At 63.2% G+C, this 12,725-nt stretch carries 3 protein-coding genes (2 of these 3 running past the window's edge); all 3 read right to left on the bottom strand.

Features of this window, described 5'->3' with window-relative positions; translation table 11 throughout:
• Tightly spaced (each overlapping or abutting the next), the 3 genes in view from VHO05_RS11510 to VHO05_RS11500 form a layout consistent with a single transcriptional unit that may run on beyond the window.
• Positions 1–1,443, bottom strand: the 5' portion of a protein-coding gene (locus VHO05_RS11510; RefSeq protein ID WP_329646723.1) for a non-ribosomal peptide synthetase. The gene continues 18,300 nt to the left of window position 1, outside the view; only the first 1,443 of its 19,743 coding nucleotides appear in the window; it begins with the start codon at positions 1,441–1,443; its stop codon lies off the left edge, out of view.
• Positions 1,440–2,768 carry a flavin-containing monooxygenase gene (locus tag VHO05_RS11505; protein WP_329646722.1) on the bottom strand — a complete coding sequence of 443 codons (1,329 nt, stop codon included), beginning with the start codon at positions 2,766–2,768 and terminating at the stop codon, positions 1,440–1,442. The genes VHO05_RS11510 and VHO05_RS11505 overlap by 4 nt, the downstream gene beginning before the upstream one ends.
• Positions 2,765–12,725, bottom strand: partial view of an SDR family NAD(P)-dependent oxidoreductase gene (locus tag VHO05_RS11500; protein WP_329646721.1) — the 3' portion only. The gene runs 9,362 nt beyond the window's last position; the window shows 9,961 of its 19,323 coding nt (coding positions 9,363–19,323); its start codon lies off the right edge, out of view; the stop codon is at positions 2,765–2,767. The genes VHO05_RS11505 and VHO05_RS11500 overlap by 4 nt, the downstream gene beginning before the upstream one ends.

Genomic DNA, 12,725 nt, shown 5'->3' with positions numbered 1-12,725 from the left:
CCCGGCTTGCCGGTGTGCTTCCGCGATGAGCCGCGCCTGCGCGCGCGGGTTTGGCGCCGTGAGCGAGGACGCTGCGCCGCCATGATTTTCGGACGATCCGCGAACGACTCCAAGAATAATGTCGCCATCGCGCTCCGCGAGATCCAACCGCTTGAGCAGAAGTGCCCCCACGCCTTCCGCGCGCGCATATCCATTGGCAGCCCGTGAAAACGTCTTGCAGCGTCCATCCCGAGCAAGCATGCCGACGCGCGAAAACAGGATATGCTGCGTCGGCGTCAGGATGAGGTTGGAGCCGCCCGCGATCGCCATCTCGCAGCCTTCGTGGCGAATGCTCTGAACCGCACGATGCAGCGCGACGAGCGAGCTTGAGCACGCCGTATCGATCACCTGGCTGGGACCGTTGATGTCGAGCAGGAACGAAAGGCGGTTCGCGCAGAAGACGTGGCCAAGCCCGGTGAGTTGACCTGGATCGAGCACGTTGGTGCGATTGGCGAGATCGGCGTAATCCTGAAGGTTGATGCCGAGGAACAGGCCGACCCGTTTTCCCGAAAGCGAGCTTGGCGCATGGCCCGCGCCTTCGACCAACTTCCACACGCATTCCAAGAACAGCCGGTGCTGAGGGTCCATCAGCTCGGCTTCTTTTGGAGAGATGTTGAAGAACGCCGCATCGAAGAGATCGTGCCCTGGCACGAAGCCACCATGCTTCACGTCGGAGAACGGCCCGCGCCTCGGGTCACCATCGACCGCCCGCCAATCCCATCGCTCCGGAGGAATCTCCTCAATGCAGTCGGCACTCGCCGCGAGATGCGCCTCGAAAGTCGCGAGGTCCGGGCTGCGAGGAAACAGGCCCTCCATCCCGATGATCGCGATGGGTTCCGCAGGGCTCTTTAAAACTGCGGGGGAAGGCGCGGAGGTGAGTGAAGCGCTTGACGTCTCTACGGCGGCGGAAGGATCGGTCCCCCTAGCCGGTCTGACCGCACGATGCCTTGCGAGCCAGCCCTCCACATCCTTTGCGCGATCGCGTTTGCGGGCGCTCGAAGACGGACTCTCCAGCTTGGCATAGTGCGCCTCCACGGCAGCGCCATAACGCGACTGCAGAAGTTGCGCGAGATCCTTGAGATGGCGCGCCTCGAAGAAGGTCGTCGGCGCAATCGAGACACCAAAGAAACGCGAGATACTTGCCATGATCTCGGTTATGGCGATGGAATCGACGCCGTAGTTAGCCAGGTTCTCAGTTGGATCGATCTTGTCTTCGGCCATCCGCAGCGCCTGCGCAGCCAGGCGTAACACGTCCCGTTCGAGGCCATTGTCCGCAGCGTCAGCGTGTATCGCATCGCGCGTGGCCACAGCGTCGCCCGTCTCAGCAGCAAGTTTGGCGCGAGCGCGCTCGGCCAACTCCGTCTCCAGACGTTCCCGCATTTTTGTCCGCAGCATGTCGGTCATTGTGCGGCCACCCTCTGCCCCCGGGAGCCTTCATTGAGGAGATCCCGATATTTCCGCATCTGAGCCAGGAGCTTCCACAGATCTGCCTCCCACAGATGCCGGTAGGAGCGCACGAACTGATCCTGGCCGAGGTCCGGACTGTCGACCTGCTTGGCGCGCAGAAACGCCTTGAGACCCGGCGTGCGGCCGAAATAAGCATGTGCGTAATCGCGCACGAACAGCCCCTGTGTCTTGAGGCCGTCGCCGAGGCCTCCCGCCGCATTGATGAATCCCATGAACAGAAGGTTGTCGTGATTGCGCGGTACCGAATGCAGGAAGAGATCCGGAATACCCGACTTCCACTGCAGAAGTGCCCGATCGAGAAACCGGAAATCGCGTCGATACCCTGTCGCGTAAATGACGATATCGACCTCCTCGGACGACCCATCGCGAAAATGAACCGTCCGGTCAGAGAAGCGTTCGACATCTCCCTTTGGCACGATGTCTCCATGCCCGATGTGATAAAGCACCTGCGAATTCATCACGGGATGCGCGCCATCGAGCGGGTGGTCCGGCTTCGGCAAGCCGTACGAGGTGCCATCGTATCCAGCCAAACGAAACACTTCCTCGATGTAGGCGAGCGTTTCAGCTTTGGAGGAAAACTTGCCGCCAAGCTCCATCATCCATTGCGGCGTCGGCTTCCCGTCGATGAACTTTGGCTGATAATGATACCCGCGGCGCGTACTGTGAACGACCTTCGCGGCATGATGGACAGCTTCCGCCGCCACATCGCACCCAGAGTTCCCGCCACCGATTACCAGTACCCTGCGCCCCCGGATTTGATCCGGAGCCTTGTAGAAACGCATATGCAGGCTCTCTCCCGAGAAAGTCCCGGGGTAGGCTGGCTCGGGATAAAGCGGCACGCGCTGCAAACCGTTCGCGATCACCACGAGATCGTACACACCGCTGAACCCGTCTCCGGCAGCGAGGCGCCACTTCTCTCCTTCCCGCGAGAGGCGACTAACAGGCGCATTGAAGCGCGCCCCATCGTAGAGCCCAAAGGCGCGCGCATAGGATCGGATGTAGCGCAGCATTTGCGCGTGATTGGGATAGGCCGGATAGTCCTCCGGCATCGGGAAGTCCTGCACCTGCGTGTTGAACTTGGGCGAGATGAGATGCAGAGACTGGTAGGCGCGCCCGCAATCGCCCTCGCTATTCCAGACACCGCCAAAATCCGACTCCGCTTCAAAGAGATCGAACGCAATCCCGGCGTCCTTGAGCTCACGCCCCACACCGATTCCGGTCGGCCCGCCACCGATGATTGCGATCCTGGCTCGCTCCGTCACTGCAGGATCTCCCCTTGCACGTCGATTTCCATCATGTCTTTGGCTTCGCGCGAAATGAGCCCGTCGATCAGCAGGACTGGCGCACCTGATACGCCGTGCCCTGCCACCGTGACCGCACCATCCTCATGAGTGATCCGCACCCACAGTTCGGAGGGCATCGGTGTGCGCACGATCAGTCGTTCCGCCGCAAACGGCACCGTCGGCGCCGGCGCGTGCCCGTTCATTTCCGAGAAGGCGATGAGCCGCCAGATCAGATGAAGCACGGCCGTTTCGGTCAGAGGTGAATCCGCCTTGAGGTGAGCAACCAGGTCCTCTCCAAGGCGGCCAACCGAGACAACGGCCGAAACCGCAAGACCGCCGTTGCCGGCTCCCGCGAAGCGCGCCCAACGCGCCGTAACATCGCGCCCGTCCTCCCGGAACCGCCGTTCGTCGACCGGTGCGGGCCACGCGGCTGCACACGCGTCGACATCGTCCAGCATGAACGCCCCGAGGTGGCACGGCTGATCGACGCGACGCCCGTCGGTCACATCGAAGATGAAGCCGTCCTCGTCCGATCCGATCGCAACAGCCAGGCTCGAAAGTCGCCCACCATCGGCAAGCGGCGCCCACACGAGATGCTTTAGCCCCAGAACCGCCCGACCCATCCCACGCTGGCCCGCTTCCCGCACGATCTCCGGCAACAACAATCCGCCGAGGCCGTCATTGAGCAGCGTCGACACATGAGCATCATCCGTCTCTATGCGAACAAGAAAGCGCCCTGGCCTTGTGTCCTCCAACGTGAAGGATGGAGCTATCGCGGGTTCCTGCTCGTCACGCTCGGGGGTAACCCAGCAGCGCTCCTCGGCAAACGGATAGCCCGGAGCCTGGATCCGCCGTGCCGTGGTCTCCGGCCAGGAAACCGTATCCCCGGCCAGCCAGCGCCGCGTGAGAACATCAAGCGGGCCACCGCTCGTGGCAACCGCAGCGTTCGGGTCAGACGCAAGCGCTTCGAGAGCCCGCAGCAAGCCCGCGCGATCACGGAATACCATCGCGCGCCGCACCGCGAAAGCCGTGCGTCCTCGCTGGAACGTCGCCGCGAGCGATGCAAGATCGAGCCCGGGATGGGTTTCCACAAACCGCCGGATCTCGGCAGCATAGGCGCTGATCCCGTCCACCGAGCGCGCCGATACGGGTAACATCCAAGGGCCGCCGGCAACCGTCGTCACCTCAACGACAGGCGCGGATTCCAGCACCAGATGCGCATTCGTGCCGCTGAACCCGAACGCACTAACACCCGCACGGCGCAGCCCGTTCGCAGGAGTGTCCCATGGACGTGCAGCGGTGTTGATGAAGAATGGCGTGCCCGCAATTGCGAGGTGCGGGTTCTGCTGCACGACATGAAGCGTCGGCGGCAATATAGCCTTCTCCAGCGCGAACACCGCTTTCATCGCCCCTGCCACGCCCGCCGACGCAAGCAGATGCCCGACATTGCTCTTCACCGAGCCAATCGCACACGACGCGTTTGGAAGGCCACGCCCCGCGAACGCACCTGCAAGCCCTTCGATCTCGATCGGATCGCCGAGCGTAGTGCCCGTGCCATGACACTCGATCAAGCCGATACTGTCGGGCGCGATCCCGAACCGGTCATGAATGCCACGAATGAGCCGCGCCTGCGCCTGCGGATTTGGCGCAGCAATCCCGTTGGTTTTTCCGTCCTGATTGACACCCCAGCCCCGGATCACGGCACGGATCGGATCGCCGTCTCGAACGGCATCGTCGAGGCGCTTGAGCAGCATAACACCGACACCCTCGCCCGGCACAAACCCGTTGGCGCGCTCATCGAAGGTAAAGCAACGCCCATCCTTCGAAAGCATGTTGACCTTGGACGTATCGACGAACATCGAAGGACCGATCAGCACACATGCGCCGCCTGCCAGGGCCAGATCGCTGTTTCCAAGCACGAGACTGTTGCAAGCCTCGGCAAGGGCGACGAGCGAGCTCGAGCACGCCGTGTCGAGCGAGACCGCTGATCCCGTCAAATCGAGCAGATAAGCGATGCGCGCGGCCAAAATCGAACCCGCAGCACCCAGGAGACTGTAAGCGTTGCGCTCTTCAATGAGATCCGCATATCCGCTTGGACCGCCGCCCACGAACACACCGCAAGCCGTGCCTGCGAGCGAGGTCGGATCAATGCCCGCATCCTCGATGGCGTGCCAGGCATGTTGCAGGAACAGCCGCTGCTGCGGATCCATCAGCTCCGCTTCCCGCGGCGTGATGTTGAAGAAGTCGGAATCGAAGCGATCCACGCCGTCGATAGCGCCCATCCACTTGCAATAGGACTTACCCGGCGCTTGCGGATCGGGATCGTAATGAGTCTCGAGATCCCATCGTTCCGGCGGAACCTCCGTGATGCAATCGCGCCCGGCCTCGATGTTGTCCCAGAACGCTTCGAGATTTTCGGCCTGCGGATAGCGGCCCGACATACCGATCACAGCAATGGCGGCTGTCTGCGTCACCGGCGGTCGCTGCACGGCGTCAATGGCGGGAGAAGGAGCCGGCTCCACTGTTGGTGCGGCCACGGACTCCGGCACCGCGGTTGTTGGCGGGGCGGGCGGCTCACCAGATGAATTCGCCTCTTTGGCCAAACGATCGACCAAGGCGCCGACGGTCGGATTTGCGTACACTGCCGTCGCCGGCAGCTCGGTACCGAACGCCGCATTGAGACGCCGAATCCACGTCACCGCTAGAATTGAATCGAGACCGAGATCCAGAAACCCGGAACCATCCCGGATCTCTGCCGCATCGATCATCAGCTCTTCGGCGAGGCTTCGCACGACCCTGTCCCGGACCTGCGCGCGGGTTCCCTCGTCCGCAACGGCCATCGATGACGGGGCGACCTCAGGCGAGGACACGACGGCAACAGGTTCACGAGGCTGAATGTCCGCCTCGCGGGGCATGAGGTCCGCAATACGCGCAGCCAATGCGCCAACTGTTGGCTGGGCATACACGGCTGTTGCAGGCAGCTCGATCCCAAAGCGCGCGTTCAACCGCCTGATCCAGGTGACCGCCAGAATGGAGTCGAGGCCCAAATCGAGGAAGCCGGACCCGTCGCGAATGTCAGCGGCATTGATCATTAGCTCTTCTGCAAGGCTCTCCACAACGGCCGCCCGCACCAGTGCTAGGCGATCGCTTTGCGGAGAACTTTGCGCAGTCTGCGGACGCACGTCAGATGCGGACGGGAAAGCGGCACGAATTCGCGTCAAAACCTCGTCATTGCCGATGAATGTCCGGCGATGCATGTCGAGCTCGCGCTGGAGCACGCCCGGCAACGCTTCAAGGAGTTCGTGTACGCTGTCCGACTTGGCGGCTATCAGCTCGTCACGCGTACGCCGCGCCAAGGTGTGCGCGAGCCGCAGGGCCTCCGGCAGGACCCGCGCGCCAGGCAAGACGTGGAGTCCAGGCGCGCGCGCCTTGAGATCGCGTCCCTTGAACGGCATAGCCGAGAAGAGAACCTCGCGCCCGAGATCATCGCCAAGCCGCCGCGGGAAGATTAGCGTCGCACCTGCCCCCGGCGTGAAGCCGAGTTCGAGATAGTTGCTGTGGTAGACGCTCTCAGCTCCAAACAACGCAAGATCGCAGAACATGCCGAGCGCCCAGCCCGCGCCGATCGCATGCCCTTGCATGGCAGCGATCACGGGGAGCGGACATTCAAGTGGCAGGCTGTAGATACGCCGATCGGTAAAATGCGTGTCTCCGCGCTGCAGACTCTCAAGGCCGTCCGCCGTGCCTCCGCATGCGAAGTATCCTTCGAACCCCGTCAGCACGACCGCCTTGATATCGGAAGAGCGGGCGACAACCTCGAACGCCTCGCTGAGCCCGTCCATGAGATCCGCCGTGAAGGTGTTCCGGCCACTTCTTTCCTCCATCCTGAGAACGGCAACGCCGTCGTCGAAGACGTCCAGCGCAACGGCAGCCGCAGCGAGTTCGATGCGCCGCGAGCCGCCCTCGAACGCCTCCCCTCCGCCGGTTGCGAGAACGCGAAGCGGCTCACGCGCGGGCGCAGCCGCGCCCGGGCAAAGCGGCGCACCGCGCATGTGCCGCTTGAGCTCCACGAGCGCATGCCTCGGGGCACGCGCAATCGTGTTGGCCAACGCTAGCGCGTCCTCGATCACATGGTCATGAGGGACAACGCGTAGCACGAGCCCGGCCTGCCGCAGATCCTTTCCGCTTTGCTCCTGACCGAGCCGGAGGAGGCTCTTCGCCAGATCAGCATTGATCCTGCGGCGAACGATCTCGCTGATATCGGCGCCTCGCGCAGTCACGCGTGCCGCGTCCGAGAGAACGACGAAATCGCAGCTCAGGGCCGCAACGAACCCAGCGCCGGCGCACGACTGCGCGATGGCCGCGACGACCGGAACAGAGCAGTCTAGCGCCGCACGCGTGAAGGCCGCCACATCTTGGGCCGCAGGGTCTCCTCCCCAGGCGGCGGAAACACTCAGCACGATCGCGCGCACAGCCTCGTTCTGCGATAGATCTCGAAACTCGCGAACCAGCGCGGCCTCGAGCGCCGAGGACCAGGGTTCTTCCGGCATGAGCTTGCAAACGCCGGCACCATCCACTTCTCGCCCGATACGGATCATCCTCTCCGGGACGGGTTGCGCGGGCTGCAGCGGGGCGAGCCTGATCTTGCCTGGAGCCGACGGAATGGATTCGACGGACGCAGCCGCCACCGTATCCAGCACCCTACGCACCGATGCGGCCGCAACACCTAGTTTCGCAGGAGAACTCGGCGCTGAGGCAACCACCAATTCAGGTAAACGACTTTCGTCAACCCAATAGCGCCCTGCCGCAAACGGATACGTTGGGAGCGGCACACGCCGCCGCCCGGTTCCTGCGAACAAGCGCTCTGCATCCGGTATGGCGCCCTTGAGGAACGCGTCTGCCAATTTGACCGGATCGTCGGAAACGGCGTCCCAAGCGGCAGTTCGCGCGCCCGCGTCCACAACGGATATCTCGACACCGCTATCGGAAGACGACGCGAGCCATTTCGAAAGCCGAGACGCGAGATCCTCAACGCTCTGCGCAACGACGGCCAAGCGATGCGCAAGATGTCGACGGCCCGCAAGGAGCGTAAAGGCGACATCCCGCAGGGTTGGCCGATCACTGGACGTCAATGCGCGGACGAGCCGTTCGGCTTGCAAGCGCAGTTGATCTGCCGTGCGGGCTGACAGCACGATAAGATGTTGAGCAGCACGATCGCTGGTGACGTTCTGCACCTGCGGCTCTTCCACGACTACGTGGGCGTTGGTGCCGCTGAAGCCGAATGAGCTGATGACTGCACGGCACGGGCGATCTCTGCTCGGCCAGGGTTCAGAAGTTGCGTTGACTCGGAAGGGTCCCTCCGTAAACTGGATCGCAGGATTACCGCTTCCCACATGAAGCGTGGGCGGCACGAGCCCCGTCTTGAGCGCACCTAGCACCTTGATGAGGCTGGTGATACCTGCGGCCGTCGTGGCATGTCCCAAATTTGACTTCACCGAGCCAAGCAGGCACGCGCCGTGCCCAACGCCAGCGGACGAGAAGACATCGGCCAACGCATCGTACTCGATAGGATCGCCGAGCCGCGTTCCCGTCCCATGCGCTTCGACGAACCCAATACTCCGCGGATCGATGCCGAAGGTGTCGTACACCTCTCGCATGAGACGTTGCTGCGACACGCCGCTTGGAGCAGTAATGCCGTTGGTTGCGCCATCCTGGTTGGTGCCAGATGCGGCAATCAATCCATGAATGGAATCGCCATCCGCCAAGGCAGCGGAAAGGGGACGCAGCACGACGGCCGCAACGGCTTCGCCCGGCACAATTCCATCCGCATCCGCGCCGAAGGCCGCGCAGCGCCCGGAAGGCGAGAGCATGCCCGCCGCATCGGCATAGCGGAAAAAGCGGTCGGTGCATTGCACGAAAACGCCGCCAGCAATCGCGAGCTCACTCTCGCCGCTCCACAAGCTGCGGCACGCCAGATCGAGAGCCACCAGAGAACTCGAGCACGCGGTATCGACAGCAATCGCGGGGCCCTTGAGATCCAGACAATAGGCGATGCGAGCCGGGATCAGAGACGAGGTATTGCCCCAAAACGCCTGACCGGGCGGCTGACTGCGGAACAGCTCCTGGTAATCGCCCGCACTGCAGCCGACGAACACACCACAGCGCCGTCCCTCTATTGCAGAACCGGCGTGGCCCGCATGCTCGAGCGCCTTCCAGGCCTCCTCAAGGAACAGCCGCTGCTGCGGATCCATGTACGTCGCCTCGACGCCGGAGATGCCGAAGAAGACGGGATCGAACCGATCGATGCCCTCGATGAAGCTGCCGAAGTGTGGACGGGCGGTAGAAAAACGCGTGACGGGCTCGACCAAATTTCTCCCAGCCTGGAGATGTTCCCACAAAGCTTCGACATCTGGTGACTGCGCAAAGCGGCCGCTCATGCCCACAATCGCAATTGGCTCGCGGCCGGGAACCTCTGATGTTGCGGCCTTCGCAACGACAACCGCCGGCGCAGAGACCGACTGCGCAGCCTCTACAGCGCTATTCGCCTCGCGCACGGACACATCCTGAAACGTTTGCGCGATATAGCCTTCGAGGCGCGCAACGCTGCCGAAATCGTAGAGACGCGTTTGCTCGATGCGAACTCCGAGCGCGCCCTTGATCCGTTCCACCAATTCGGCGCCCAGAATGGAATCGAGCCCATAGTCGGCAAACGGCCTTTCCGGCGCCACCGACGCCACGGACATGTTCAGCGTCTCAGCCACCGCGCGCCGCAAAATTTCACGCAGCGTCGAGGAAGCTGCTCCAGCGTTAAGCGACGCCTCTTGCTCTGGAGCCCTGGCGACGATGATTTGCTGTCCCAGCGCTCGCTCTTCGTCCGGCGAGCACGTCTCCCACGTAAAGCCAGCCGCCTCAAGCTCAGCTCGCCACCTTGCTGCGCTCAGCGACGGCGTTCCTGGGATACGCAGATTCCCATCGATGAAACGCCACCACCCCTCGAGCAGACCGAACGTGACATGCGTGAACAATGTCGCGCGGCTCGTCTCGTTCAGAAGGAGGACACCGCCAGGTGCCAGCGTCTCGCGCACATGCCTTAATGTGCGCCGGATATCGGCCGTGGCGTGCAAGACATTCGCGGCGACCACGAGATCGTAGCGCCCTGTCGCAATACCTTGCTCAGCTGGCGGTTTCTCCACGTCGAACAGCGACGTCGCGAGCGCAGGCACCTGGGCGGAGAAGCGCTGCTCCGCCTTGATGAGAAACGCGCGAGAGACATCGGTAAAGCGATACTCGGCAATTGCTCCGCCGAACGCACCCAGCACGTCGAACAGAGGCTCACTCGTGCCGCCCGTACCCGCGCCGATTTCCAAAATGCGCAACGTTTGTTCAGGCTGGGCGGCCAATTTCGCACGCACGGCATCGGCGGCATGGCGAGCCAACTCGGCACTGAAACGCCTAGCGACGGGGTTGTCCTTGTAGACGGCCTCGACAAGATCGAGACGACCGGCGGGGAACAGAACCGACGCTGCGGTTCGCCTGCCCGCAAGAATGTCCGGCAACGCCCGCAGCGCGGTCTCGGCAAGCGTAATTTGTGCCGACAGTGTCGGCGAAGCCTTGGCTTTGAACGTATCCCAAGCCGCCCACGCTTCCGCCTGGGTCACCGAAGCGCCATTCGGCAACAACGTTCCGAGCGCACCCCGCCAGCGATCGAACGGCTGCGAAAGCGCACCATCGGGCAAGTCTCGAACGATCGAACGCACGAGCGGTGCGATGGCAGTCTCTAACGTTTCCGCATCGGCCAGCAAGCGGGCTGTATCGCTGCGCGGTTCCACACGCTCCCGAGCTTCAGGGACGAATCTCGTCGGCGCCTTCACGTCCGGCAGCCAATAGCGATCGCGAGCGAACGGATACGACGGCAGCGAAACGATTTGAGCCGGGCCGGACCGGGGCAGATCCTCCCAGTCAACCGGCAGCCCCTGAACCCAAAGCGCCAGCAATCTCCCGACACTGCCCCGGATCACCCAATTTCGAGCGAGCGCGCGCACATCCTCATCGTCCGCGGCGAGGGCAGACATGACGGCGCGATGATCGCGGGCGTTGCCCACGTACAGGCCGGGATAATCCGCCTGTTCCGCAACAAAAGCGCGGAGAGTTGCAGCAGCGGATTCAAACGTAACCGCCTCGAAGGCCAGACGCTCGTCCATGGCTTCGCGTCCGACCTGCAGCGTGAAGGCGATGTCGCGCAGCGCAACGCGCCCGTCAACGTCCGCCGCAAGGGACTTCTCGATCACCGCAAGCAACCGCTGCGCAGCGACGCACAGGCGCTCAGGATCGCGCGCAGAAAGAACGATCGCGTGGGGCCGATCTCTATCCCGCGACGCATCGTCATCGGTCGACGATGGCCGCCACTCCTCGACGATCACATGGGCATTCGCCCCACCCGCACCGAACGACGAAATGCCCGCGATACGTGTCTCCGCCTCCCACGGCGCGAGTTCGCTCGCCAGCTTGAATGGCGTGGCGCCGAAATCGATCTTGGGATTTGGCACATCCGCATGACACGTCGGCGCAATGAATCCGTGTTTCATCTGAAGGATGACTTTGGTCAACCCTGCGATACCCGCCGCTGCCTCCAGGTGGCCAATGTTCGATTTCACCGAGCCCAGCGCGCAGAACGTGCGATCGGGAGTATCTACCTCGAACGCCTGCGTCAGCGCCGCCACCTCGATCGGATCGCCGAGATCGGTGCCGGTCCCATGCGCCTCGATGCACGTGACAGCGCGCGCCTCGAGTGCGGCGGCGTGGAGAGCCGCGCGGATCACGTCCCGCTGCGCCAAAGGATTTGGCACGGTGTAGCCGTTGGTTCGTCCCCCGTGGTTGACTGCGGTGCCGCGGATCACGGCGTGGATGCGATCTCCATCCGCTACAGCACGCGACAAAGGCTTCAACAGCACACAGCCCACGCCCTCGCCGGGCACGAATCCATCGGCACCCTCGCCAAAACTCTTACATCGCCCCTCGGGGCTCAGCATCCGCGCCGCAGACAGCTCCACGAAATTCGAGGGATGCAGGTAAAGGTTCACCCCGCCCGCAAGCGCCATCGCGCAGGTGCCCGCGTACAACGCCTCGCATGCTTCGTGAAGGGCGGTCAGAGATGACGAGCACATCGTGTCGATGGGCAGGCTAGGACCGTTGAGGTCCATCACATGCGAAACCCGGTTGGCAATGCTCGCGAACGACGTTGTCGGGCGCACGAGCGCGCCGCTGTCGCTGACGAAGGCGCCGTGCAAAGCGAACCCGGTCTTCGTCACACCGGCGAACACGCCGACGCGTGCGCCACACCGGGCCGCAAGGCGCGACCGGCTGTAGCCCGCGTCTTCGCAAGCCGCCCACGCGACCATCAGGAACAGCCGCTCCTGCGGGTCCATGGCTGCCGCATCACGGGGCGAGATCTTGAAGAAGAGCGGATCGAAGCCTGCAAAGTCGTCGAGGAATCCACCCCACTTGGCATAGCTCTTCCCGCCCGCCACAGCCGCTTCGATATCAGGCTCAAAAAATCCATCCATCGGCCAGCGTTCTGACGGAATCTCGGTGATGAGATCGCGCCCAGCGGCCAGATTTTCCCAGAACGTGTCGAGATCCTCGGCGCCGGGAAAGCGCCCGCTGATGCCGATGATCGCAATGGGCTCACGTCCGCCGGGTACAGGCCCTCTGTCTTGCACAGACACGTCGTACGACGCTTGTCCCCTTTGCGTTGATTGCGCGAGCGGTCTCGCATCCTCACCCACGAGCTTGCGGCTACCGTCCGGATGCTGGATCGCGAGGTGTCGCGCGAGCGAACCCAGCGTCCGATGTTCGAACAGCAGCGTTCCCGAAAGCGGTCCGAACACGTCGCCCAGCTCCCGGTTCAGCCGCGTGATCATCAAGGAGTCGATGCCA

This window comes from Hyphomicrobium sp. (assembly GCF_036262015.1).
GTDB lineage: Bacteria > Pseudomonadota > Alphaproteobacteria > Rhizobiales > Hyphomicrobiaceae > Hyphomicrobium_C.
This window is presented reverse-complemented; position numbering and strand designations above follow the sequence as displayed.